At 66.6% G+C, this 25,531-nt stretch carries 21 protein-coding genes and 1 pseudogene; 16 read left to right on the top strand and 6 right to left on the bottom strand.

Annotated features, from left to right (window positions below; genetic code table 11):
• The first annotated feature begins 8 nt into the window (after positions 1-8).
• Positions 9-506, top strand: a complete 498-nt coding sequence (locus RMET_RS34270; RefSeq protein ID WP_227874118.1) for a putative quinol monooxygenase — start codon at positions 9-11, stop codon at positions 504-506.
• Between the two features lie 127 nt (positions 507-633).
• Entirely contained in the window at positions 634-786 is a 153-nt protein-coding gene (locus RMET_RS34025; protein ID WP_017511327.1) for a hypothetical protein, read from the top strand.
• A 47-nt stretch (positions 787-833) separates the two neighbouring features.
• On the opposite strand, the gene RMET_RS25660 is transcribed toward RMET_RS34025, so the two are convergent.
• Positions 834-1,403 carry a cysteine hydrolase family protein gene (locus RMET_RS25660; RefSeq protein ID WP_011519417.1) on the bottom strand — a complete coding sequence of 190 codons (570 nt, stop codon included), beginning with the start codon at positions 1,401-1,403 and terminating at the stop codon, positions 834-836.
• Between the two features lie 13 nt (positions 1,404-1,416).
• Positions 1,417-1,560: pseudogene (locus tag RMET_RS34275) on the bottom strand (VOC family protein); the annotation flags it as partial.
• A gap of 361 nt (positions 1,561-1,921) precedes the next feature.
• Here RMET_RS34275 and RMET_RS25665 point away from each other — a divergent pair.
• From RMET_RS25665 to RMET_RS32895, 3 genes are all read left to right on the top strand, one after another.
• Positions 1,922-2,500: a hypothetical protein gene (locus RMET_RS25665; protein ID WP_029310090.1), complete on the top strand. Its 579-nt coding sequence runs from the start codon at positions 1,922-1,924 to the stop codon at positions 2,498-2,500.
• 94 nt (positions 2,501-2,594) lie between these two features.
• Positions 2,595-2,798: a CsbD family protein gene (locus RMET_RS25670; RefSeq protein ID WP_008649225.1), complete on the top strand. Its 204-nt coding sequence runs from the start codon at positions 2,595-2,597 to the stop codon at positions 2,796-2,798.
• A 60-nt stretch (positions 2,799-2,858) separates the two neighbouring features.
• Positions 2,859-3,005 carry a DUF3096 domain-containing protein gene (locus tag RMET_RS32895; protein ID WP_008649224.1) on the top strand — a complete coding sequence of 49 codons (147 nt, stop codon included), beginning with the start codon at positions 2,859-2,861 and terminating at the stop codon, positions 3,003-3,005.
• A gap of 51 nt (positions 3,006-3,056) precedes the next feature.
• Here RMET_RS32895 and RMET_RS25675 read toward each other — a convergent pair whose 3' ends face one another.
• Entirely contained in the window at positions 3,057-4,322 is a 1,266-nt protein-coding gene (locus RMET_RS25675) for a TIGR03862 family flavoprotein (protein WP_011519420.1), read from the bottom strand.
• 137 nt (positions 4,323-4,459) lie between these two features.
• Between RMET_RS25675 and RMET_RS25680 the strand changes: the two genes are divergently transcribed.
• The gene (locus RMET_RS25680) at positions 4,460-5,029 is read left to right on the top strand and encodes a YdeI/OmpD-associated family protein (RefSeq protein ID WP_029310089.1); all 570 of its coding nucleotides are present in this window, start codon (positions 4,460-4,462) and stop codon (positions 5,027-5,029) included.
• A gap of 25 nt (positions 5,030-5,054) precedes the next feature.
• Here RMET_RS25680 and RMET_RS25685 read toward each other — a convergent pair whose 3' ends face one another.
• Positions 5,055-6,434 carry an FAD-containing oxidoreductase gene (locus RMET_RS25685; RefSeq protein WP_011519422.1) on the bottom strand — a complete coding sequence of 460 codons (1,380 nt, stop codon included), beginning with the start codon at positions 6,432-6,434 and terminating at the stop codon, positions 5,055-5,057.
• A 301-nt stretch (positions 6,435-6,735) separates the two neighbouring features.
• Between RMET_RS25685 and RMET_RS25690 the strand changes: the two genes are divergently transcribed.
• From RMET_RS25690 to RMET_RS25715, 6 genes are all read left to right on the top strand, one after another.
• On the top strand, positions 6,736-7,203 hold the full coding sequence (locus RMET_RS25690) for a cupin domain-containing protein (RefSeq protein WP_008649220.1): 468 nt from the start codon (positions 6,736-6,738) through the stop codon (positions 7,201-7,203).
• Between the two features lie 161 nt (positions 7,204-7,364).
• The gene (locus tag RMET_RS25695) at positions 7,365-8,939 is read left to right on the top strand and encodes an FAD-dependent oxidoreductase (protein WP_011519423.1); all 1,575 of its coding nucleotides are present in this window, start codon (positions 7,365-7,367) and stop codon (positions 8,937-8,939) included.
• Positions 8,940-8,997: 58 nt separating this feature from the next.
• Complete coding sequence (locus tag RMET_RS25700; RefSeq protein WP_011519424.1) at positions 8,998-10,005, top strand: aldo/keto reductase; 1,008 nt, start codon at positions 8,998-9,000, stop codon at positions 10,003-10,005.
• A gap of 332 nt (positions 10,006-10,337) precedes the next feature.
• A complete protein-coding gene (locus tag RMET_RS25705; RefSeq protein WP_011519426.1) occupies positions 10,338-12,011 on the top strand; it encodes a GMC family oxidoreductase in 1,674 nt (557 codons plus the stop codon).
• 32 nt (positions 12,012-12,043) lie between these two features.
• Positions 12,044-13,810: a hypothetical protein gene (locus RMET_RS25710; RefSeq protein WP_011519427.1), complete on the top strand. Its 1,767-nt coding sequence runs from the start codon at positions 12,044-12,046 to the stop codon at positions 13,808-13,810.
• 31 nt (positions 13,811-13,841) lie between these two features.
• A complete protein-coding gene (locus tag RMET_RS25715; RefSeq protein ID WP_011519428.1) occupies positions 13,842-15,263 on the top strand; it encodes an aldehyde dehydrogenase family protein in 1,422 nt (473 codons plus the stop codon).
• A gap of 79 nt (positions 15,264-15,342) precedes the next feature.
• Here the strand turns inward: RMET_RS25715 and RMET_RS25720 are convergent, their stop codons facing one another.
• On the bottom strand, positions 15,343-15,981 hold the full coding sequence (locus RMET_RS25720) for a hypothetical protein (RefSeq protein WP_011519429.1): 639 nt from the start codon (positions 15,979-15,981) through the stop codon (positions 15,343-15,345).
• A 150-nt stretch (positions 15,982-16,131) separates the two neighbouring features.
• Here RMET_RS25720 and RMET_RS25725 point away from each other — a divergent pair, with 150 nt between their 5' ends.
• Both RMET_RS25725 and RMET_RS25730 read left to right on the top strand, forming a co-directional pair.
• Positions 16,132-17,298 (top strand): CaiB/BaiF CoA transferase family protein, encoded by a 1,167-nt coding sequence (locus RMET_RS25725; protein ID WP_011519430.1) that lies wholly within the window; start codon positions 16,132-16,134, stop codon positions 17,296-17,298.
• Positions 17,295-17,726: a PaaI family thioesterase gene (locus tag RMET_RS25730; protein ID WP_011519431.1), complete on the top strand. Its 432-nt coding sequence runs from the start codon at positions 17,295-17,297 to the stop codon at positions 17,724-17,726. The genes RMET_RS25725 and RMET_RS25730 overlap by 4 nt, the downstream gene beginning before the upstream one ends.
• Positions 17,727-17,777: 51 nt before the next feature.
• Here the strand turns inward: RMET_RS25730 and RMET_RS25735 are convergent, their stop codons facing one another.
• Positions 17,778-20,333 carry a LuxR C-terminal-related transcriptional regulator gene (locus RMET_RS25735; RefSeq protein ID WP_157139116.1) on the bottom strand — a complete coding sequence of 852 codons (2,556 nt, stop codon included), beginning with the start codon at positions 20,331-20,333 and terminating at the stop codon, positions 17,778-17,780.
• Positions 20,334-20,595: 262 nt separating this feature from the next.
• Between RMET_RS25735 and RMET_RS25740 the strand changes: the two genes are divergently transcribed.
• Positions 20,596-23,439, top strand: a complete 2,844-nt coding sequence (locus tag RMET_RS25740; RefSeq protein WP_011519433.1) for a LuxR C-terminal-related transcriptional regulator — start codon at positions 20,596-20,598, stop codon at positions 23,437-23,439.
• A 173-nt stretch (positions 23,440-23,612) separates the two neighbouring features.
• On the top strand, positions 23,613-25,508 hold the full coding sequence (locus RMET_RS25745; protein ID WP_011519434.1) for a feruloyl-CoA synthase: 1,896 nt from the start codon (positions 23,613-23,615) through the stop codon (positions 25,506-25,508).
• Positions 25,509-25,531 lie beyond the last annotated feature (23 nt).

The following is a 25,531-nucleotide window of genomic DNA, read 5'->3' on the forward strand; positions in this document are numbered from 1 at the left end:
AGGTTACCTTGCAAGGTTACCTTCCTATCTGGGGCAGGTCAAATCGCGCCTCAAGCTGCCAGCAATGGGACATCAACTGCCATGCAGAACGCAGGCGCGCGCAATGCCCCGGAAAGACCAGCAAGGGCGAATACCGAACGCTTTGTTGGGTCCATACACCTAGACTGAGCGGTCCGGTCGGGCTAGGATTTTCCGAAAATTACCCACTTGAAGAGGAGGAGACGATGCTGGCTGTTGTTGCGCAGATCAAAGTGAAACCCGGTGCCGAGGCTGAGTTCGAAAAGGTCGCAGCCGAACTGGTGGCGGCATCCCGGCAGGAGAAAGGATGCCTCGAGTACACGCTCTGGCGGACCGCTGAAACCGGACTTTACGCATTCACCGAGAAATATCGCGATGCCGATGCGGTCGACGCGCATCGGAAATCGGAGCATTTCCGCTCCATCGGCAAAGCCATGGGCGCGTTCATGGATGGCCCGCCCAACGTCCTGCGCCTGTCCGCCATCTGATCGGCTACGGTCCGGCGAACGTCCATGATTGCGTCGACGACCCGACACCAGGGTCGTCGCCATCCCGGATGAAACTCCTGAAGCCCCGCGCCGTCCAATGCTTTTTGGAAGACATCGGACAACAATCATGCATCGGGTAGTTTTCAGCGCAATTGGACTGGTACTTCTGCTTGGCGCCATTCAGGGATGCGCGTCGTCAAGCGCCCCGGGAGGCCGGGAATCAAGCGTCACCGTGTACGGCACCGTGGATGCCGGCGTGAGCGTGACGCGCGACAAGTGACAGTTGCACGTGCCGCATCAGGCACGCCCCTCAGTGACCAAGAAAGACTAGGCCAGTAACGCCAAGGCATCGATGAGCGAAAGCACCGTCGTACGCGATTCGAATGCCGTGGCAAATAGATGATCGTGGACGACCGGGTCCGGGTCGTAGCAGCAGTCCTTCACCGTGAGCAGGCGGAAGTCCGCATCGCTCGCATGCGCCACCGACGACAGCACCACCCCCGTCGACGCGATGCCAACCATGATCAGCGTGTCGATCCCCCGGGCGGAAAGCCGCACCTCCAGGTCAGTGCCGAAGAACACGCTGGCGCGATGCGCGAGGATCAGCGGTTCGTCGGCACGCTGGCCGAGTTCCGGCGAGATCTGGTCATTGACGAACAGGCCAAGCTGCTTGATGACCTGCCCGTTCCGGTTCAACGGGCTGACTTCCGGATACCCCGCGCTGAAATGGATCTTGGCGAAATAGACGCCGACGCCCACTGCGCGTGCGGCATCGCACAGCCTGCGTGTATTCGACAGCAGAACCGGCGCGACTGACGGGAACAACTCCAGAATATCGGTCTGGTAATGCATGACCAGCAGCGCGGTTCGCGCAGGCTCGATTACCGGAATCTGCATGATCATCCTTTCTGGCCTCGGGTTGATGGCAAACCGCTTCGATGCTGTGCCCGTCGGGGCCAATGACGAACGCCGCTTGTTAGTTCGCGTAGTGGTTCGCATGGTAGCGCGGACGCGGGGCACTGTTGTCCTTGCTGCCAGCGTCCGGCGCTGCGCGATTCGTCGCTGACGCCGAATTTGACGTGATCAAGCATTGGCGTTCCTGAGGCGTCTGGGCCTTCGCGAAACTCTGCGTACTGTATCCCATCAAGGCCGAGCAACGATGTGCGCCGTGCGCCTGCCGTGCGCCTGCCGTGCGCCTGCCGTGCGCCTGCCGTGCGCCTGCCGTGCGTCAGTGGCGCTTCCTTCGATCCATCGTCGGAATCGTCTGACGCACCTTTCGGAACCGCCCTTCTGCTTCCCTCCCCCACCGCGAACCTAACCTTGATGCATGGGCGCACAGCCCTGCCCCCGCCGCCGGGCAGCAACGGGAGGGCCCGGCGGATCCGATTGAATCCACTTTGAACAGGAGCTCGAACGTGATGAGTAAATGGCTCTCGGCAGTAGTGTGTTCGATGCTTGTTGCCACGCCCGCAGGCATGGCACTGGCGCAAGTCCCGGCAGGATCGAAGGCCGATCACGAAGCGGCAATCAAGCAGGCGGATGCCGACTACAAGGCAGCATCCGCGAGATGTGACGGCATGAAGGACAACGCGAAGGACGTGTGCAAGCTGGAGGCCAGGCGAGATCGCGACGTGGCTAGGGCTGACGCGGATGCACGTCACGAAGGTACCGAAAAGGCCCACGCCAAGGCCATGAAAACCAAGGCCGATCGAGACTACGACGTGGCCAAGGAAATGTGTGACGACAGAAAGGGCAACGAAAAGGACGTCTGCGTGAAGGATGCCAAGGCCGCGCATGAGAGGGCCCTGGGCACCGCGAAGATCGAGAAGGCCGCGGCCACCGGCAGCCCCGAGGACGTCGCGCAAGCGCGCCGTGCTGCCCAGAAGGACAACCTTGACGCGGCATACGAGGCTCGCAAGGAACGTTGCGATGCGATGTCCGGCGACGCCAGGAGCCAGTGCCAGGCCGATGTCGCCGCCAAGTTCGGCAAGTAATCAACCGTCAATCATCACCTCCGCCAATTGCTGGCGTGCTCCCGGGGCGGCGTCCGTATGTCCGCCTCAAGGGACTTCACTCAAGGAGTCAGATATGAACTGGGATCAGATCGAAGGCAAGTGGGAACAGGCCAAGGGCAAGGTCAAGGAACAGTGGGGCAAGCTCACTGACAGCGACATCACGCAGATCCGCGGCAAGCGAGACCAGCTTCTCGGCCGCATCCAGGAACGTTATGGCTGCACCAAGGAAAAGGCCGAGGATGAGCTGAAGGCATGGGAGCGTGACGTCCACTGGTAACCCATCGCTTGCAAGAAAGAAAGGCGTGCCACCCGGGCACGCCTGTTTCCGGGAGTCACCATGACCATGGTTACCAGTGCGGGACCCCTCATATCGTTGATCGCCGGCATCCTCATTCTGATCATGCCGCGACTGCTCAACTACATCGTCGCCATCTACCTCATCGTGATCGGTCTGCTTGGCTTGTTCGGCGGGCATCTACGCTGACGGCGCCGTAGGCAACGTTGCCACTCCCGGAGCGGGAGATCGCCGGACACGTCAGCCGCGCAAATACGCCACGGCCCCCGACCCGGCCACGCGCCCGCTCGCAAAACAGGCCGTCAGCAGATAGCCGCCGGTCGGCGCTTCCCAGTCCAGCATCTCCCCCGCGCAAAACACGCCCGGCAATGCAGTCAGCATCAGTCGGTCATCCATCGCCTCGAAGCGGACACCGCCCGCCGTGCTGATGACTTCGTCGATCGGCCGCGCGCGAACGAGCCGCAGCGGCAATGCCTTGATGGCCGCCGCCAGCGCCACGGGGTCGTGCATCGCTTCCTTCGTCAGGACCTCACGCAACATGCGCGCCTTGACGCCGGTAATACCCAGCCGGCTCTGCAGATGGCTCGATACCGAACGCGAGCCGCGCGGCCGGCTCACTTCGGCTGCGACATCCTCGGGAGAGCGTCCCGGCGCCAGGTCCACCGTGATGACCGCGAACCCGTGCGTCTCGATCAGATCCCGAATCGGCGCGGACAGCGCGTATACCAGACTGCCTTCGATACCGGTCTCGCTGATGACGAATTCGCCCTGCCGCTGCAATGCCGTGCCATCGACCGTCGTGATGCCGATGGCCACCGACTTCACCGGCTCGCCCGCATGTTGCGCGCGGAACACTTCGTTCCAGGCGAGATCGAAGCCGCAGTTGGCGGGCCGCAGCGGCGCCACGTCAATACCGCGCGCCGCCAGCATCGGCAGCCATGCGCCATCGGACCCGAGACGCGCCCAGCTACCGCCGCCGAGCGCGAGCACAACCGCACGTGCCGCCACCTCGATCTCGCCGTCCCGCGTGGCAAAGCGCAGCACATGCCAGCCGTCGATGGGTGCGCCAAATCCGATCCAGCGGTGCCGCACGTGAATGCGCACCCCGGATTCGCGCAAGCGATGGAGCCATGCGCGCAACAGCGGCGCGGCTTTCATGTCAGTGGGAAATACGCGCCCCGAACTGCCAACAAAGGTGTCGATGCCCAGCCCGTGCACCCAGGCACGCAGTTTGTCGGCGTCGAAGCTGTCAAGCAGCGGCCCGATCCGGTCCGCGCGTGCGCCATAGCGGCGCAGGAAGGCTTCCGCCGCCTCGGAGTGGGTGATGTTCATCCCGCCCTTGCCGGCCATCAGGAACTTGCGACCGACCGATGGCATGGCGTCGTAGACGTCCACCGGCAGGCCTTGCCCGGCCAGCATCTCGGCGGCCATGAGACCGGCAGGTCCCCCGCCAATGACAATGGCGCCATCGTGGCGGATGGGTTCTTGGGCAGGCACAGCGGGCATGGAATCGTGGATGGCGGAGGGCTGGCGAATTATAAGCGTAGCCACGCCGGCGGCGATCCTTCCACTCTCGCCGAATGCTCCCGGGCTGTGATACCGTCGATTCCCTTCGTCCGCCGCACAATCCCGTCAGGCATCACATGGACAGTCCAACACTCACGTTCGCCGATCAGCAAGCATGGGAAGTCTGGCTAGAGGCCAATGGAGGCACCGCATCCGGCGTCTGGCTCCGCATCGCCAAGCGATCGGCCGGGGAAGCCACGGTGTCCTATGCGCAGGCGATTGAAAGCGCCCTTTGCCACGGGTGGATCGACGGGCAGAAGCAGGCCGAGAGCGAACACTACTGGCTCCAGCGATTCACGCCAAGGACCGCAAAGAGTATCTGGTCCAGGATCAACAAGGAAAAGGCCGAAGCGCTGATCGCCGCCGGGAGAATGCGCCCAGCCGGGCTTCGTGCCATCGAACAGGCCAGACGCGACGGACGCTGGGAGGCCGCCTATGCATCCCCGAGCAAGGCGACCGTGCCCGACGACCTGCAGCAGGCCCTCGATGACAACCCGAAGGCCAGGAAATTCTTCGCCACCCTGAACAGCCAGAACCGCTTCGCCATTCTGTTCAGAATCCAGAACGTGAAGAAAGCTGAAACACGCGCCAGAAAGATTGCCCAGTTCATCGAGATGCTGAACAAGGGGGAGAAGATCCATCCCTAATCCCGACGGCGGCACCAGGGCAACGCTAGGTCAGCGCCCGCAATCCCTGCAACACCGTCGGCACCAGTTCGGACACCGTGGGGTGGATATGCACCGCGCGGCTGATGGTCGTGTAGGGAGCCCCGGCGTACATGACGTCGAGCAGTGAGTGCACCACCTCGTCGCCGTTCAGGCCGAGGATCGCAGCGCCCAGCAACAGCCGCGTGTCAGCGTCGACGAGTATCTTCATAAAGCCCTGGCTTTCGCCCTTCTCCACGGCCCGCCCGACACGGCTCATGGGCCGCGTGCCAACCAGCACCTTGCGCCCTGACTGCCGCGCTTCCCGCTCCGTCATGCCGATGCGGCCCAACGGCGGGTCGGTAAACAAGGCATAGGCCGGGATGCGATCCGTCACCGCGCGCGGATCGTTATCGAGCAGATTGGCCGCGACGATCTCGTAGTCGTTGTAGGACGTATGTGTGAAAGCGCCCCGGCCATTGCAGTCGCCAAGCGCCCAGATGCCGGGGACGCTGGTGCGCAGTTGATCGTCCACCTTGATGTAGCCCCGGGCATCCGTCTCGATACCTGCCTTGTCGAGCCCCAGATCGTCCGTATTGGGCACGCGCCCGACGGCCATCAACAGGTGCGAGCCGTGAACTTCAGGCGCCCCGCCCGCGCAATCGAGCCCGACGGCAATATGGTCACCGTCCTTGCGCGCGCTCAGACAGTTGGCGTCGAGCCGAACCTCGATGCCCTCGCGTTCGAGAATCTCCCGCACGGCTTGCGACACGTCCTCGTCTTCCCGCTGAATCAGTCTCGGGCCTTTCTCGACGATGGTCACCCTGGCCCCGAACCGCCGGTACATCTGGCCGAATTCAAGGCCGATATAGCTGCCGCCAACGATGATCAGATGCTCCGGCAGGAAATCGACTTCCATCATGCTTGAATTGGTCAGGTATGACACCTGATCCAGCCCTGGCATCGGTGGAATCAGCGCCCGGCCGCCAACGTTAATGAAGATCTGGTCGGCCTCCAGCAACTCCCCGTTGACCCGCACGCCGCGCGCGTGCTCGAAGCGGGCATGCCCCTGATGGACGGTGACGTTGTCCAGCCCGCGCATCCACTGCTCCACGCCCTGGCTGGACCTGCCCGAGATTTCGTCCTTGCGTGCCTTTACCTGCCTCATGTCGACCGCGACCGGCCCACCGATGGTCACGCCGTACTCGGCAGCCCGCCGCGCCAGTTGGGCGGCGTACGCACTCGCGATCAACGCCTTGGTGGGGATGCAGCCGGTGTTCACGCAGGTACCGCCAAACCGCCCGCGCTCGATAACCGCCAGCTTCATGCCCGCGCCGGCCAGCCTCGCCGCGAGTGCGGGGCCGGCCTGTCCGGTGCCGATGATGATCGCGTCGAATCTCTGAGCCATCACGATTCTCCTTGCGGGTACCGTGCTCGCCACCGGGCGAGCCACGAAAATGGGCGCGTCCGCGACATCACCCGGGCCGCCAGCGCCAGGACCGCGCCTGCCCGATGATTCCCGGAAGCCAGATCCGAGCATAGTGGACGATCCCGACGTTCGCCGGCCGCGTTGCAGCGAACGCGTGCCGGCCGCTTCCGGGTTTCCCCTCAATCTTGGGTATGAAGCGCGGTGCGACAATCCAGCCTGATCGCCCGAAGCAGGCGTCGCGGCGAGGCAATGATCGCAGGCCAACCCAAGGGAGAAGAATATGCGTCGTCTTGCCGTTTTTTCCGCCGTACCGGTCGCTTTTGCTTGCGGCTATCTTGTCGCCCACATCGACCTGCCGCATGCCCACGCCCAAACCCCGCCGGCCGCGCTGGCGCCCCTGATCGTCAACCTGGCGGCCATGAGCGACGAAGCCATCGGACCGCAAGTGCCCAACATGGGCACGCTGCGCACCAAGGGGCTGGTCAACACGCCTTCCGGAACCATCGCCGTGCAGTCGGGCAATGTCCCCAAGCACTACCACAACAGCGCCGACGAGATTCAATACATCATCTCGGGCAAAGGCGTCTTCTGGCTGGGCGACGAAAAGCGCGAGGTCGGCCCCGGTGACCTGATCGTGATTCCCAAGGGCACCGCGCATGCGGGCTCGATCGCGTCCAGCGGCGAGTTCAAGGCATTGGCCATCAAGCTGCCGCCTCAGGCCGCCGGCGATACCCATCTGCTGCCCTGATGCTGACCTGAATGCTGCGCTGATTGCTGGCTTGAATCCGCGGCCGCCTGGCGGCCCTGACATCGCAACCTGCCGGCGCCGCATGTGCGGCGCCGCTCATATCTGGCCCTCCAGGCCATTGTCCGGCAAGGCAACTCCCCATAAATTCCCGGGGGAGACCTATGCCGCCTTCCTGGAGCCGCCAGCACATGATTCGCGACCTGATCGAGTCCACCCCTGCCCCGGGCGATCGTGCCGACGTATGCATCGTCGGCGCCGGCGCGGCCGGCATCCTGCTTGCCGTGGAACTGGCCCGCCATGGCCGGCGCGTGGTGATGCTGGAAGGCGGCGGCGAAGACATCGAGCAGGCCTCGCAGGATACCTATCGCAGCGAGATCGCCGGCCTTCGCCACCATGGCATCCACGATGGCCGCTTTCGCGCCATCGGCGGCTCCACCACGCGATGGGGTGGCCAGATCCTGGAGTTCGATGCCATCGACTTCGAGCAGCGCCCCTGGGTGGAAGGGAGCGGCTGGCCCATCTCCAAGCGGGAACTGGCCCCGTATTATCAGCGCGCGATCGAACTGGAAGGACTCGCCAGCGCATCGCTTGAAGACGCGACCGTCTGGCGCGAACTGGGACTGGCGCAACCGGTGTTCTCGAATCTCGACACGTTCCTGACCCGCTGGTGCCCGGAAACGAACTTCTCGAACCTCCACGCCAGTACCCTGCGTAATCACCCACTGGTGACCGTGTGGCTACATGCCAATGCCGTTTCCCCCATCGTGGAAGGCACCCATGTTCGCGGCATCCGATGCAGAACACTGGAAGGCAAGGAAACCACGTTCCGCGCGGACCGCTTCGTCTGGTGCATGGGTGGCATCGAAAGCTCGCGGTTCTTCCTGCAGCCGGAGCTGGCGCAGATGCCGTGGCAACGCAACGCACTGCTGGGCAGGCATTTCCAGGACCACGTGGTCTGGCATACATGGCTCGACGTGACGAACCGGCGCAAGTTCCTGGATGTGTTCGGCAACGTGTTCAGCCGGGGCTACAAGTACCAGCCCAAGATCCGGCTGTCCCGCTCGCTGCAGCAGCGCTATCGCACGCTCAACGTCGCCGCGCAGATCTCCTTTGAAAGCGAGTCCGGCGAGATCCAGACGCAGATCAAGACAACCGCCAAGAAGCTGTTGCGCGGCCGCGTGGGTGATGTCACGGGCGGCGAGATTGGCCGGCTCGTCCGCCATGCGCCCCTGCTGGCGCGTCAGAGCTGGAGCTACGCGGTGGCGCGGCGCGCGTATGTGCCGCCGGACGCCCGCATCGGGCTGCAGATCCAGTGCGAGCAGTCGCCGCGCGCGGACAGCACGATCCGCCTGTCGGACTCGCGGGACTGCCTGGGCCTCTGCCGCACAAGGCTCGACTGGCGCATCTCCAATCACGAGGTGGATACGATCCGGGCCTTCGCGAAGGTCGCGCAGGACTCGCTGGCGGGCATCGCGCGCGTGTCTGATCCGAGTCTGTCGGAGGCGCCCGATGACAGTATCCGGGCCACCTGCGACGACATGAACCATCACATGGGCGGGATGCGCATGTCGGCCAGCGCCAGTGACGGCATCGTCGACCTCGACCTCAAGCTGCATGGCATGGACAACGGCTATGTATGCTCCGGCGCGGTATTCCCGACCTCGAGTTTTTCCAACCCGACGCACACCGTACTGGCACTGGCCGTACGGCTGGCCGAGCATATCGGGCGTCGCTGACATGGATCTGGCGTCTCCATCACGCCACCGCAACCCATCAACCCCCAAGGACTTGCCGATGGAAATCATCCCGTTCGCCAACACCGGCCGCCAGACCACCCGGCTCGGCTTTGGCGGCTCAGGCATCATGGGCGCGCTGGACCGCCGCCAGTCGCTGTCCATGCTCCGGGCGGCCTACGACGCCGGTGTCCGTCATTTCGATACGGCGCCGATGTATGGCTATGGCGAGGCCGAAAGCTGCCTCGGCGAATTCCTGCGGGAGGTGCGCGGCCAGGTGACCATCACGACCAAGTTCGGCATCCCGCCGCCGGACAGCAACGCCGTCACGCGCCTGGCGCGCGTGGTAGCGCGGCCGGTGCTGCAGACGTTTCCCGGCCTCAAGCAGGTGCTGCGCAAGACCGTGATACCGATACCTGGCACCTCCCTCTCTCCGGTCCCCCCCTCCGAACCGAATCCCATCTTCACCGCACGCCAGGCGCGTGAATCGCTGGAAGCCAGCCTCGCCACCCTCGGCACCGACCATATTGACCTGTGGCTGCTGCATGAAGTCACCGCCCAAGACCTGACGGCGCGCGATGGCAACCACGAACTCCTGCGTGTCATGGAAGACGCCGTACGCGACGGCAAGATCGGCGCGTTCGGCGCTGGCTCCCATCGCGACCAGATTCCCGAACTCGTCCGCACCCAACCCGACTTCTGCCGCGTGGCGCAGTTCGAATGGTCGGTGTTCGATCCGGCCATTCCCGATACGGCCTATCCGCGTATCCATCACCGGGCACTGAGCCAGCACCTGCCATTGCTTGTGGCATGGCTGCAGGCCAGTCCGGCCACCTGCCTGCGTTGGTCCACCGAGGTCGGCGCCGATCTCGCCAATGCGCGCGTGCTGGCGCAACTCATGCTCAAGGCCGCGCTGGTCATGAACCCGGCCAGCGTGATCCTGTTCTCGTCGAAGCGGCCGGAACACATCCTGGCGAATATCGACGTAGCCGAGGACATGACACTGGACCAACCGGCACGCCGGCTTCACGCGCTATTCCAGCGGGAGCGTCCGCCTATCCCCGCCTAGGCGCCTGATCTCGTCTTGATCCCCCCAATTCGCTCCCTGATCCGCTCCCAGATCGGCCCCCTGATCCTGAGCCAGGTCTTTCCCATAGGGTCCACGCCTTGTTCGCCGGGCCGGATTCACCGCTCCCATCACCGCTCCCGCCACCACACCAAGGCTAGCGGCCAAAGTGCCTGATTTGCCACTTGTGACACCCCCTCCATTCCCCCACCCACCCAACCCCATTTGGGTGGCTGTTCTCTTGAACGCAATTTGATGTACTGCGCTCCGGCCATGAGCTTTTCGCGCGTGCGCGCCGGCTCGGCGACCCAACAAGCCGCATACAGGAGACAGATGTGACCCAAAATGAAAAACTCGCCGGCGATACGCCAGCGGTGGCGGCCTTCGACTACATCGTCGTCGGCGCAGGATCAGCCGGGTGCGCCGTCGCGGCGCGGCTGGCAGAGGATGCCGGCGTGACCGTGGCCCTGCTTGAAGCTGGCCCGAGCGACCATCACTTCAGCGTCTGGACGCCGGTGGCCCTCGCCGCGGTCGTCCCGAAAGCCGGTCCGCGCAACTACGCCTATCGCTCCGTGCCGCAGCCGGGGCTCAACGGCCGGCGCTCCTACCAGCCGCGCGGGCGCGGTTTGGGCGGCAGCTCGTCGATCAATGGCATGGTCTATATCCGTGGCCACCGCAAGGACTACGACACCTGGGCGCAACTGGGCTGCCAGGGCTGGGGCTATGAGGATGTGCTCCCCTACTTCCGTCGCAGCGAAACCAACCATGCGCTCGATGACCGGCACCACGGCAAGGACGGCCCGCTGCACGTCAACGAGCTGCGCACGCCCAACCCGTTTTCCGCGCGCTTCATCGAGGCCGCGATGCAGGCCGGCATCCCGTTCAACCGCGACTTCAACGGCGCCGAACAGGACGGCGCCGGCTATTACCAGGTAACACAGCGCAACGGCGAGCGCTGGAACAGCGCGCGCGCCTACCTGCACCATGGCGATGCCAACGATGGCACCTTCAGCGGCGGCCGCCGCAACCTGACGGTCTGGACGGACACGCAGGTGCAGCGCATCGTGTTCGAGGGTCGCCGCGCGGTCGGCGTCAGCATCACGCGCGCCGGCGTCACACAGGTGCTACGCGCGCGCCGCGAAGTGATCGTCAGCGGCGGCGCCTTCAACTCGCCGCAGCTTCTGCTCGCGTCCGGTATCGGCCCTGCTGCCCATCTGCGCGATCTCGGCATCGACGTCGTACACGACCTGCCCGGCGTGGGCGAAAACCTGCAGGACCACCTTGACATCGCTGTGTGCCATCAGGTGCCGTCGCCGCAGCTTTTCGGATACTCGCTGCGCGGCGCGGCCAAGATGCTGGGCCAGTGGCGCCAGTATCGACGCGACCGCACCGGCATGTTCAGCTCCAATCTTGCCGAAGCAGGCGCCTTCCTGCGCAGCCGGCGGGAACTGGCCGAGCCCGACCTGCAGTTCCACTTCGTGCCGGGGCTTTCCTCGACGCATACCGGCATGCGACGCCGCGACCTCAAGCATGGCTTCACCGGCCTGGCCTGCCTGCTGCGCCCCGAAAGCCGCGGCCACGTGCGGCTGAACAGTGCCGATACCCGCGACGCGCCGCTGATCGATCCGCGCTTCCTTTCCGCCGAATCGGACATGGCAGGCATGGTCGCCTGCTTCCGCCTGATGCGCCGCATCCTGGCGCAGCCGGCACTGGCTTCCGCGCAAGGCCGTGAACTGCTCACCGAGGAGATCGGCCCCGGCGACGGCGACGAAGCCGCCATCCGCGCCTATGTGCGCCGTCATGCGGATTCGGTCTTCCACGCTATCGGAACTTGCAAGATGGGCGTGGATGCAATGGCCGTGGTCGACCCGTCCCTGCGTGTGCACGGCGTGGAAGGCTTGCGCGTGGTCGACGCCTCGATCATGCCGACGCTGATCGGCGGCAACACCAACGCACCTGCCATGATGATCGGCGAGAAGGCCGCGGACCTGATCCGCTCGGGCGCCTGATGACCACCACCTCTTCCCACCTGGAGCATTTGATGCGCTGTTCCACCCGCTTCGCACTGACCGCCATCGCGGCCAGCCTGATTGCCACGACCGCCTGCGCTATTGGCCCCGCTGTTGGCCCCGCTGCCGGCCCCACCGCCTCATCCGGGCCAGCGCCGAATCCGTTCCTGGCTCAGTCGTACAACAACCAGACCCACTGGAATGACGCCGCCACGGACAGCGTCGGATTCACCGTGCCGCGTGGCAACTTCGAGATTACGCCGGAATCGGTGCAGGTCATTCCCAACGAGTCCGTCAGTCTCCCGCTGGTCATGGACCACGTGGGCGGCCAGGACATCTACTGGTGGTGGGCCGGCTTCTCGCTGCGCAAGGTGGCGGTCGAGAACGGCAAGCTGACCGAGATCGCGCGTACCGAAATCCCCGTGCGCCTGCCGAACTACACCCCGGTGACGCCGACGGAGCGCCAGGCACAGGCCGAGAAGGTGAAGACGTTCCTGGCGGCCCGCGACGAGGCTGGCCTGCTCGCCTACATGAAGTCGCAGCCGAACCGGATGCTGTCGTTCGCCGAGGACCAGGTCGCCAACGGCGCGGTCTACGCGGTGCTGGGCCGCGACGATACGTTCTACGGCTGCAGCGGTCGCCAGATCTTCCGCATCGACCAGCTCGACCCGAAATCGCCCACGTCGGGCATGACGCCGCTGCGCGCCGCCACGCTGCCGGCCAGCCTGTTCGACAACGAGAAGATCAAACGCGGCAAGACCCGCCTGCCCGCCGATATCCTCTTCGGCATGGGCATGACCTACAACGGCTACCTGGTCGTCAACACGCTCGGCGGCAAGGTCGTCACGCTCGACCGCAATTCACTGCAGGTCATCGACAGCTACACCGTATCCGGCGCGGACGAGATGTTCATGAACAGCTTCGCCACGGGCCCCGAAGCCGGTGGCGGTGCGGTCTACGTGGCGTCCAACACCACGATGTACCGTCTGGTGGTTGACATCCACGGCAAGATCCACGACGACGAGGCCAGTGGTGCGTGGCGCGCCAATTACGACCGTGGCGTGGTGATGCCCGCGCCCAAGATCGCCGACGGCACCGGCTCCACGCCGACGCTGATGGGCTTTGGCCCGGACGAGGACAAGCTCGTGGTCATCACCGACGGCGCGCGCAAGATGCGCATGGTGGCCTTCTGGCGCGACAACATCCCCGCCGGCTGGAAGGCCAGGCCGGGCACGCAGTCGCCGCGCATCGCGGACCAGTTGGCGGTGGACATGGGGCCGAAGCTCGAATCGGTCCAGTCCGAGCAATCGGTGTCGGCTTTTGGCGACTACGCGTTCGTGGTCAACAACATCCCGACCAACGATTCGCCCCAGATCGAGCGCGGCGGCGGCTTCACGAGCCTGATCAACGGCGCCACGCGCCCGGGCCCGAGCGGCGTGGCCATGCTCAAGTGGCAGCAGCGCACCCACAACTGGAAGATGCAATGGGTGCGCACGGATGTGTCGTCGATCTCGGTGGTGCCGATGATCAGCGGCGGCGGCCGCATGGCAATCGTCGACGGCTACTTCACGAACCGCTGGAACGACCGCTATCACATCGGCATGGATCTGGACACCGGCAAGACCGTGATGACGATCCGTACCGGCACCGATCCGACCTTCAACGGGCTGTACTCGCCCGTCAAGGTCGATGCCGAGGGCCACCTCTTCTATAGCGGCGCGTTCGGGCTGGTGCGGCTGGACACCTCCCGGATGAAGCGCGTGACCGGGGATGCCGTGACCACGGCGCAACGCCAGTGATCCAACACCCGACAACGACAAGGAGACACGCGTGAAGACACTCGACAGGTTCTACATCGACGGCCAATGGGTCACGCCAGCCGCCGCAGCCCGCAGCATGCCCATCGTCAACCCGGCCACGGAAGAGGTTGCCGGTCACGTCACGCTGGGCAGCGCGGAAGACGTCAACCGCGCCGTGGCCGCGGCACGTGCAGCGTTCCCGGCATGGTCCGAGACCAGCCGTGAAGAACGTCTGGCGCTGCTGGAACGGATCACCGCGTTGTACAAGGCACGCCTGGGCGACTTCGCTGAGGCGGTGCGCACCGAGATCGGCGCGCCGGTCAGCCTCTGCAATACGCTGCAGGCCCCGATCGGACTCGCCCATCTGGGCGCCGCCACCGAAACGCTGCGCGCCTTCCAGTTCGAAACCGCCCACGGCAACAACTACGTGCGCCATGAACCGATCGGCGTGGCTGCGCTGATCACGGCCTGGAACTGGCCGCTGAGCCTGATCTGCGCCAAGGTGGCCGCCGCGCTGGCCGCCGGCTGCACCATCGTCCTCAAGCCATCCGAAATCGCGCCGCTCGACGCGGCCCTGTTCGCCGAGGTGATGCACGAGGCAGGCACCCCTGCCGGCGTATTCAACATGGTGTTCGGCGATGGTCAGGAAGTGGGCGCGCGGCTTGCCGCCCACCCCGACGTGGATGTGATCTCGATCACCGGCTCCACCCGCGCGGGTATTGCCGTGGCGCAGGCCGCAGCCGCCACGGTCAAGCGCGTGCACCAGGAGCTTGGCGGCAAGTCGCCGCTGCTGATTCTGGACGACGCCGACCTGCAGGCCGCCGTTGCCCAAGGCGTCGGCCACGTCATGCTGAACTCCGGGCAGACCTGCATCGCGCCCACCCGGATGCTGGTGCCGCGCGATCGCTATGACGAAGCCGTGCGCGTGGCGGCCGCCACCGCCAATGCGTTGCAGGTCGGCGACCCCGCCGAGCCGGGCACGCGCATCGGTCCCATCTCCAACAAGGCGCAGTACGAAAAGGTCCAGCGCATGATCGGCACCGGCATCGAGGAAGGCGCCCGCGTCGTGGCGGGTGGACCGGGCCGGCCGGACGGGTTGACCCGTGGTTTCTATGCGCGGCCGACCATCTTCGCCGACGTCGACAACAGCATGACGATCGCGCGCGAGGAGATCTTCGGACCGGTGCTGGTCATGATTCCGTACGACGACGAAGCACAGGGGGTCGACATCGCCAATGACACGCCATACGGGCTCGCCGCGTATGTGGCATCGGGCGACCCTGCCCGCGCGCGGCGCGTAGCGGCGCGTCTTCGTGCCGGTTCGGTCCGCATCAACGGCGGCCAGGTCGACCTGTCGATGCCGTTCGGTGGGTACCGCGCATCCGGCAATGGCCGTGAGAACGGCGCGCACGGGCTGGCCGAGTATCTCGAAGTCAAGGCCGTGACGGTCTGACCAGACCCGATAAGGAAGGAATCGATAAGGAAGAAAACGGGAAGGGAGCGGCGGCGCCGCTCCCTTTGTCGTTTCTGGGTCATCGAGGACGCCGGCTGATCGTCCATCCCACGAATGGGTCCGCGCCGGTGCGATGCCGCATCCAGTCCGTCCGGCACAACATGCACTGATGCGCGCGCGTTTCGCACATGGCGCTGCCGCCCAGACTGCGCCACTGCAGATCGCCTGCGGGACGCAACGCCCCGTGGCCGCCCGCGCGACGGCTGTCGTGACGCAGCCGCTCGCAGTGCGTGCACAGCGGCCCTTCGGCTGTGGCCGGCATGGCACGGACGCGCGCGGCGGCGGCCACCGTGGCGTCGCCGATATCGAGCCGGCGCGCGGCCTCGCCCCAGCGGCTACGCAGTCGGCGCGCGGCCGCCAGGTAAAGCATCCGCACCGCCTCGCCGCCGCCGCAGGTGGCGGCCTGACGACATGACTCGGCGTACCGCCTCACATCCAGACCGAACTGCGCCGCCGTGGCGAAGCAGACTACGCGCTGCCGCCCATCGCCGGTTGCCATCCATGCGTCGAACAGTGCAGCCAGCCGGTCTTCGTAGGCTTCCGTGGCACATGCCTGCGCCAGGGCCATGCGATGCGCGCGGCGCGTCAGGGCGCGTACCTCGCGGCGAAGATCGCCGGCGTCGGGGGTCGTTTGGGCAATACGCTGCGCGCCGGGCATGATGTCTCCTCGATATAGTCAGCCGATTATAGGAACGCAATTCGCCGCCACCGCGCAAACCCGACACGTCCAACCTGATACGGGTGGCTTCGCCCCATGTCGGATTTTGGTCTACTGGCAGGCAGACAAAACCATCTTCGGGAGACAACCATGGGCGTCCTCAGCGGTATCCGCGTCATCGAATTCGAAGCCATCGGCCCTGGGCCGTTCGGCGCCATGCTTCTGGCCGACATGGGCGCGGACGTGCTGCGCATCGACCGGCCCGTGGCCCCCACGGACCTGGGCCCGCAGCGCGGCCCCGGCAAGCGCATCGACGTCACGGGGCGTGGCCGCCGCTCGGTCACCATCGACCTCAAGCAGCCGGAAGGCCAGCAGGCCGCGCTGGAACTGATCGCCAAGGCCGATGTGGTGATCGAGGGATTCCGCCCCGGCACCATGGAACGCCTTGGGTTGGGCCCCGCCATCGCGCTGGCGCGCAATCCGCGCCTGATTTACGGCCGCATGACCGGCTGGGGCCAGACCGGTCCGATGGCCGACCGCGCGGGGCACGACCTCAACTACATTGCGCTGTCGGGCGTGCTGTCGGGGATCGGCCGTGCCGGCGAGGCCCCGGTTCCGCCGCTGAACCTGGTGGGCGATTACGGTGGCGGCGGCATGTTGCTGGCGCTTGGCGTGGTATCCGCCTTGCTCAACGTGCATCGTGGCGGCAAGGGTCAGGTGGTGGATGCGGCGATGATCGAAGGCGCCGCGCAGCTTGGCGCGGTGATCTGGGGCCTGATTGCCTCGGGCAACTGGCGCGAGTCGCGTGGCAGCAACTTGCTGGACGGCGGCACCCCCTGGTACGACAGCTATTGCACCCGGGATGGCCAGTACATGTCGGTGGGCGCCGTGGAGTCGCGTTTCTACGCTGAACTGATCGAAAAGCTTGGCCTGGCCGGCGAGACCCTGCCCGGCCAGCACGACCGCGCCGGCTGGCCCACCCTGCGCCGCCGCTTCACTGAAGTATTCCTGACCCGTACGCGCGATGAGTGGTGCGCGATCTTCGACGGCAGCGATGCCTGCGTGGCGCCGGTGCTGACCTTTTCCGAAGCGCCGGACCATCCGCAGCACCGCGCGCGCGGCAGCTTCATCGAAGTGGACGGCGTGGTGCAACCCGGCCCAGCGCCGCGCTTTCTCGGCACCCCGTCCGAAGTCCGCCACGCAGCCCCGGCACGTGGCCAGCATGGCGGCGCCGCGCTGCGCGAATGGGGATTCGACGACGCCGCAATTGCCAAACTGCGCGCGCAGGGCCTCGGCTTTGTCGAGGCGCAGCCATGAGCGCGCCGATGCTGGTCCTGCTGCCGGCCACCTCGGACACGCCGCACGGCTTCAGGCGCGTGCGGTCCAGCCCGGGCTTTATGACGACCTGCGGCGAGTTCTATGTCCACGAGAGCGAGCCAATCCTGGCCACGCGCATCACGACTGCCCACCTGAACGCGCAGGACATCGTCCACGGCGGCTTTCTGGCCACGCTCGCCGATTCTGCGTACGGCGTGGTCCTGCGGCGCACCAACCCCGAACTGATCCCCCGCACGGCGCAACTGAGCGTCAGCTACCTTGGCGCCGTGTGCGAGGGCGACTTCGTGGAGGCACGGGTCACGCTGCACAAGATCGGCAAGCGGCTCGTGAATGGCAGTTGCGATGTGTATGTGGGGGACCGGATGGTGCTGCAGACGACAGCGGTGTTCTCGGTGGTCGCTGCTTAGTCCAACCCGGTCTGGTCCGGTCTGGACCTGGCCGTCACCGGCCTTCCATCTTCAGGCGGTACCCGTGCGCAGCGCCCGGTTGCGCACGGCCAGTATGACTTCGTAGCGCGTGGAAACGCCCAGCTTGGCGTAGATCTGGCGCAGGTTCCACTTGACCGTATCGACACTCAGGTTCAATACCAGCGCGATGCGCTTGTTCGACATCGACTGCTCGAGCAGCGCGACGATATCGCGCTCGCGCGGGGTCAGATGCTCCGGCTCGCCGTCACGCCTGCGCCGCCGAATCATCGGCAGGCACGTGGCGGGCTGCTGGAGCTGATCCTTCGCGGCGCGCACCCGGCCCAGCCAGTTGTCGCGCACCGCGTCGCCCGATGGCTGCACACAGTCGAGCAGCGCCGGAATGCCCGGCTCATCGCGCAACATGCGCAACAGGCCAAGCCGCAGCCCCGCGGCCAGTGCCGATTCAAGATGGCGCACCACGAGTTGTGGCCGGTCCAGGGCGGCATTCACACGCGCGAACAGTAGATCGATCAGGACCAGCGCGCCGGCGTTGTCGGAGCGGACCGGCTCCAGCGCGGCCAGCGCCCCAACCGGGTTGCCGGCACTCAGCGCCACGCGCACGCGCGACAACGCCGCGATCGTGCCGACCTCCCGGGCGCGCATGTCCGATGCATCCAACGTGGCGGCCAGCGCGTCGAGTTCGTCCTGCAGCAGGCCAGCATGCCGCAAGTCCCCGGCTTGAATGGCGAACACCACCCGCTGCGCCAGCAGACGTAACTGCACCCGCATCAGCCCCCGCCCCGCCGCGTGGGCCTGCGCCTCGGCCAGCGTCGCGCGAGCGCCATGCTGGTCGCCGGCCAGCCATTGCAGCCGTGCCTGGCACAGCGTGGCCACGATCATCACGTCCGGCGAGGAGTGATGGGCCAGGTCGAGCCAGCAGGCCATCATCTCGGCAGCTTCCTCGGCGCGGTCCTGTTCGAGCAGGGCGGCCGCTACCGGCACCGCGCATACGCAAGCGCTCACCGAACGTCTGCCATGAATCTGCTGCGCCATGCGTGCCGCCGGCATCCCGATAGCCTGAGCCCTGCGCGCATCCCCGCGCAGCAGCATGGTCAACGCGGCCGCGCCATGCGCCATCGCCACCAGTTCATCATGAGGCGCCGCTTCCAGCCTTGGCACCGGCGGAAACTCGGGCCGATGCAGCATGGCCCCGCATCGCACCGCCAGCGCGGCGCGAATGTGCTCCAGCGACGGATGCGGCAGTGCATGGCCGCCGAGCCGGGCCAGCCAGACATCCATGGTGGCAGGGTCATCTTTCTGGAACGCGATACTCGCGCGGACCAGCGCGACTTGCGGGGCAACATCGTCGCACCCGGCGACCATGGCCAACCAGCGCTCCGCCTCGCCCAGACGTGCCGCAACGGTGCAAGCCCAGGCCGCGGCCAGCCACAGGGCGGGCTCGTCGACCACATGTTTGACGCCAGCCTGATCGATCCAGTCCGGTAACGCGCGAAGCTGACTCAGCGCCGGCATCGCCGGCATGGCTTCGCGCACGACGTGCGCCACGAGCCCGCCATCGTCGGCACGCATGGCGTGGTCCAGCGCCTCACCGCTGCTACCGACCCGCAGCCACGCGGCGACGGCTCGCCGGTGCAGCGCCAGCCGGTCTGCACCGGCAAGCGGCATCGACCGCCGCAGCCAGTCGGCAAACAGCGGATGGAGCGTATGCCAGCCCGCGTGCGCCCGGGCTGGGCCGATGAAGATCCCCTGCCCGACCAGACTCCGCGCGCATTCGGCGGCGCGAGGCACACCCGTGACCTCGGCGGCGAGTTCCGGCGTCCAGCGGTCGAGCCATGCGAGCCAGCGCAACAACCGCGCCTGTCCCACGCTCAGCCCTGGCGCCACCACTTCGGACCAGTACGCGTCGAGCGCCGCGCGCGAATCGTCGGGCGCGCGCCCCCCAGCCAGCATTCGCACGCCCGCCGGCCAGCCGCGGGTAGCCTCCATCAACCGCACGCTCGCGGCCTGACCCGATTCGGGCGGCAGGCACGCTCGGGTTTCGGCCAGGGTGAAGGCCAGCGATTCGTCGTCGAATTCGACCACCACGCCCTCCGCCCCAAGCTGCCCAAGACGCAAGGCCGGACGGCAGCGCGTGGCCAGCGCCAGATGCAGGCGCGGCAGGCGCGCGTCGATCAAGGCCTGCAACACGGCCCATGCGCCGGTGTCGCGCAAGTACTCCGCGCCATCGAGCATCAGATAGAGTTCATCGGGCACCGCGGCCAGCGCCGCGATCAGGGCTTCGGTCGGGTCGTGCCGGGATGATGGCGACACGTCGCCCTGTACTACGCTGGCCACGCTGGCCGCGATGGCTGCGCAAAACCGCGTCGGCGCGTCAAGTTCCGGGCCGAGCGAGAGCCAGCCCACGCGCGCGCGCGCCCCCACGAGTTGCTGGCGCCACTGCGCCAACAGCGTGGTCTTGCCGTACCCCGGGCTGGCAGCCAGCACCACCAGCGCCGCATGGCGCGCCTCATGCAGCCGCGCCAGCAGCGCGTCGCGCATGGCGATGCCGCCGCCCAGCCTGGGCGGCATGAGCTTGTGGGAAGGCACACTGCAATCCATGGACATCGGCTCCATACCTGCCGGCCGGCACTCTCAGACCGCTCGCAGACCGTATGGCCAGCAGGATATGCCTGTGCGCGCGCGTTGCGGCCGACAGCCTCCCTGGCCCACCTGAAGCGGGTGGGAACCGCGCAAAGCGCACGGTCGTGCGCTTTTGCTCCTCCCGCGCCACCGGGGCGGCGAGTAGAATCGCTTGGCATCGGGCCCTTGCCCCTCCTGCGCGCCGCTGCATCCGGCGCTGGTCAAACCCATGTCCCAGCCTTTTTCCGCGCCGGCTGAATCCGCATCGATCGACGTCTTCGCGGATATCTCCCCCGACGTTTCTCCTGACGTTTCTCCCGACGTTTCGCCGCTATCGGCGGCGCGTGCGCATCCGCGCGGCACCGCGCGTGTGGTGGCACGCGAACGGCTGCTGGCCCAGCTCACCGAGGCTCGCCGCCGCCGCTGCATCGTGATCCAGGGGCCCGCCGGTTTCGGCAAGACGGCCGTGCTGGTGGCCTGGCGACTAGACCTCCGCGCCCTGGGCTTTGACATGGCCTGGGTGACGCTGGCCGACGACGACAACGAGATGACCCACTGGCTCGACCATGTGCTGTCGAGCCTGGCGCAGGTCAGCCCCGCCATCACGCGCGAGGCCGCCCTGCTCGGCGGCCTGGGCGACCTGGAAAGCGAGGCGATCGAGCGCACCGTGATCGCGCTGGTGGGCGGCATCGCGGCGTGCCCGCGCGAGATCGTGCTGGTGATCGACGAACTGCACCGCCTGACCAATCCTCGCGTGCTGGAAGCCATGCAATGGCTGCTGGACTACGCGCCGCCTAACCTGCATGTGGTGCTGGCCTCGCGCAGCCAGGTGCCGCTCTCGCTGGGACGCCTGCGCGACCAGGACCTCGTGCTTGAACTCGACCAGCGCGACCTGCGGCTGACCGCCGATGAATCGCGGCGCTTCCTGGCCACGCAGCTGACCGGGATCGACGCGCGCGATGCGCGGGTACTACACGAGCTGACCGACGGATGGGTAGCCGGCCTGCAACTGTTCGCCACGCACTGGAAACGCAAGAAGCAGGACGCCAACAGCCTGTCGTTCGCCAACGATTTCGTGCGCGCCAATGTGCTGAATGCGGGCGCCTTCTCGGCCTATTTCGAACGCGAGGTGCTGTCACGCCTGGCCCCGGACGAAGCCGAGTTGCTGGTGCACGCGGCCGCCTGCGAGCGCTTCTGCGCATCGCTTTGTGTCGCCCTGACTGGAGGACGCGCCGATTCGGAACCCGTGGTGTCGGCGCTGCTGGCGCGGCTCGACAACGAGAACCTGTTTATCGAACCAGTACAGGGGCCCGACCGGGCACCGTGGTACCGGCTGCATCCGCTCCTGCGCGAAACACTGGCGGAGCGGTTCCGCCAGCGCAGCGAATCGGTGCGGCATCAAGTCCATATGGCGGCCTGGCAGTGGTTCCGTGATCACCGGTTGCTCGTCGAAGCGGTCAGGCACGCGGTGCTGGCCGGCGAATCCGGTACCGCTGCGGATCTGGTCGAACGCTACTCATCGACCCTGATCGGACGTGGCGAGGTGCGCAAGGTGGCGGGCCTGCTGCACCAGCTTCCCAAACCAGAGGTCCGTGCCCGGCTGGCGTTGCGCCTGCTCACGGTGCAGATGCAACTCTATGCGCACGAAGTTGATGCTGCGCGGGCCGACCTCGACGCGCTCGACGGCGAACTGCCAGCCGAAGGGGAGCTGCGCCAGCGCCTCAGGCAACTCCAGACGATGTGGATGGTGCTGACCGACAACGCCGAGGGCGCGCAGCGGCTACAGCCGTTGCTCGAATCGATGCCGGACGACATCGGCGGCTTGATGGTTGGCGCGCGCAACAACCTGTTGACGTGGCTCTACATGCATCAGGGCAACTACGAGCGCGCCCGCGCCATCCAGTCGGAAAACGCGCCATTGATCGTCGAGGGCGCGCCGCTGCTCGGCAGCGCGGCCGGCATGCTCAACGGCCGATGCATGGCCGCCTTCAGCTACGCGATAGAAGGCAAGATCACGCAGGTGGAGCGCATTTGCCGTGACGTGATACGAGAAAGCGAACAGGCCGGCGCATTCGGGACTGAGCCCGAGTACTTTGCGGCAGCCATGCTTGGCGAGGTGCTCTACGAGCAGAACCAGATCGAAGCCGCGCTGGCCATGCTGGAGCCCCGTGTGGACGTGCTGGAGCGGATCTCGATTCCCGATTCGGTATTGCGCGTCTTCATGACGCTGGCGAACTGCCATGCCGCTCGTGGTCACCATCTGGATGCCTTTGCCTACCTCGAACGGCTGGAAGAACATGCCACGCGACGCAGGCTCGATCGTTTGCTTGCGCACAGCCTCGCCGGCCAGGTCCGGTTGCATCGGCGAGCCGGCGACCCTGCCGCGGCGGATGCCTGCCTGGCGCGGCTCGAGGCCATCGCCGAACGCCACCGCGACGCGGGCCCTGGCACCATGGACGAGATCCTTCTGGTGGCACGCCGCGCGCGCGTCAAGGGATACCTGGACGACGGTGATCCCGCGAAGGCGGCCGCCGCCGTCGGCCCGCTGATCGACCAGTGTCAACGACGCGGATGGCAACGCCATCTCGCGCAGATGCAGTGGATGGCAGCGCTGGCCGATCATCGACTCGGCAACGATGCGTCCGCGCGCGAGCGCGTGCTGGCTGCATTGCGCGCGGGCCACCGGCTTGGCCTGGTGCGCAGCCTGCTCGACGTTGACCCGGGCGCGCTCGACGAGATTGCCGCACTGGCGCAACAGCCCGGCGAAGCGCCCGATCCGCTGCTCGCGTTCTACATCAGCCGCCTGCGCGCGACCGGTGCCACCAACCCGATGACATCAGCCCGCGCTGCGGCACCGGCCACGCTGCGCACCCTGGCGGAGCCACTGAGCGAACGCGAAGCCGATGTGGTGGAGTTGCTCGGACAAGCGCTGCCCAACAAGAAGATCGCCCGCACGCTCGGCCTATCGCCCGAGACCGTGAAGTGGCACCTCCGCAACATCTTCCGCAAGCTTGGCGTGACATCGCGCGACGAAGCCGTCGCGCGTGTGCGCGACCTTTCCCGCCCGAGCTGACCCGGGCACTCCTTCCCTCGCGAAAGCGACCGCGCCACCTGACATGGGTGGTAGTGGCCGCCCCCTCCCCGGGCGTAACTTAGCGTCATTCGATCGCACGTCCGATCCCGCGGGATCGGCAGGCGACAAACGCCCTGCGGCACCATGTGCCGCTGACCGAGGAGACGCGTTCCATGACCGCAACGTCCGCTGCCCGCAGCGACACCGCGCCCAAGTTCCGGCCAACGGTATTCCCGCCGCGCACCACGCTCGTCGAGCAGCGTGCCGACGGCACCATCGTCCTGCGCTGCGCCAACCCGCCGGCCGACCCCGCCCAGCTCGGACTCGGCGAGTTTGCCGCCCACTGGGCGGTTCAACGCGGCGATACCTGCGCGTTCGCCGAACGCGAATCGACCAGTCCGGACGCCGCATGGCGGATGATCACCTGGGCCGAGATGTGGCAACAAATCCAGTCCGTCGGCGCCGCCCTGCTGGAGATGGGCCTGGGCGCTGACTGTCCGCTGATGATCCTCTCTGGCAACTCGATCGAACACGCCATACTAGTGCTGGCAGCCGAGCACGTCGGCGTGCCCACGGCGCCGGTCTCGCCCGCTTATTCGCTGGTGAGCAAGGATTTCGCGCGACTCCGCGACGTAGTGAGCCTGGTGCCGCCGGGTGCGATCTTCGTGCAGGATGCCGCCGCCTTCGCCCGCGCGCTCGACGTCATCGGCAAGCCCGATGTGCCCGTCATCGCGGTGCGCGGCGCGCGCAAAGGCCACCACGACTGGGCCTCGCTGGTCGCCACCACCGTGACGCCGGCACGCCGCGCGGCAGTGCAGGCCGCGCACGATGCCATCCACGAAGACGACCTGGGCCGCGTGCTGTTCACATCCGGCTCCACCGGTGTGCCCAAGGGCGTGGCACTGTCGCACGGCAACCTCCGCGCCGTGGCTGCTTACTACCTGGAGAGCTTTCGGCCGCTGCTGGAACGCCCATCCCGCTACCTCGACTGGCTGCCATGGCACCACGGCCTGGGTGGCGTGCTGAACATGACGCGCGTGGCCACGTTGGGCGGCAGCCACTACATCGACGATGGACGCCCGCTGCCGGGTCAGTTCGATCGCACCGTACGAAATATGCGCGATGTCGCTGCAACCGTGTACACCGCCGTGCCCGCCGCCTGGATGATGCTGGTGACCGAGGCCGAGCGCAATCCGGAAGTCGCACGCAACCTGTTCTCCGAGGCGGTGAACTTCTCCTACGGTGGCGCCAGCCTGCCGCGCGATGTCTGGGACCGCATCCACGCGCTGTCCGAACGCACCATTGGCGAGCGCGTGGCGTTCTGCTCGGGCCTCGCTTGCACCGAGTCGAGCGGCGTGGGCCTCTACTGCACGTGGCCAAGCGAGACCACTGGGAACATCGGCGTGCCCGCGCCCGGCGTCTCCGCGAAGCTCATCCCGCTCGAAGGCGGTGATGGCCGCTACGAGATCCGCATCAAGGGCCCCAGCGTATTCAAGGGCTACGTACAGCGCCCCGACCTCACTGCCGCCGCATTCGATGAAGAGGGCTTCTTCAAGATGGGAGACGCGGTGCGTCTGCAGGACCCCTCCGATCCTGCACGCGGCCTGTCGTTCGCCGGCCGCGTGGCCGAGGACTTCAAACTCACCAACGGCACCTGGGTCCGTACCGGCGCGGTGCGCCTTACGCTGGTCGAACAATGCGCGCCGCTGCTCAACGATGCAGTGATCTGCGGCCACGACCACGACTACCTGGCGGCGCTGGCCTGGCCCAACGTCGCAGCCTGCCGGAGTCTTGCGCCCGAACTGTCGGAGCTCGACGCCGAGGCGCTGGTCCGGCACCCCATCGTCGTCGAAGCCATTCGCACTCGGCTACACGCGCCGGCGAGCGGCAAGGGCGCCAGTCTGTCCGTGCGTCGCGTGATGCTGATGGCGGAACCGCCGTCGATGGACGCGAACGAAATCGCCGACAAGGGCTACGTAAATCAGGCCGCCACGCGGGCACGCCGCGCCCATCTGGTCGAAGCCCTGTTTCATCCCGAACCCGAAAGCCACATTGCCTGCGCGCGATAAGCCCGCCCGCACGACACCAACTC

Origin of the sequence: Cupriavidus metallidurans CH34 (assembly GCF_000196015.1) — a bacterium.
Lineage (GTDB): Bacteria > Pseudomonadota > Gammaproteobacteria > Burkholderiales > Burkholderiaceae > Cupriavidus > Cupriavidus metallidurans.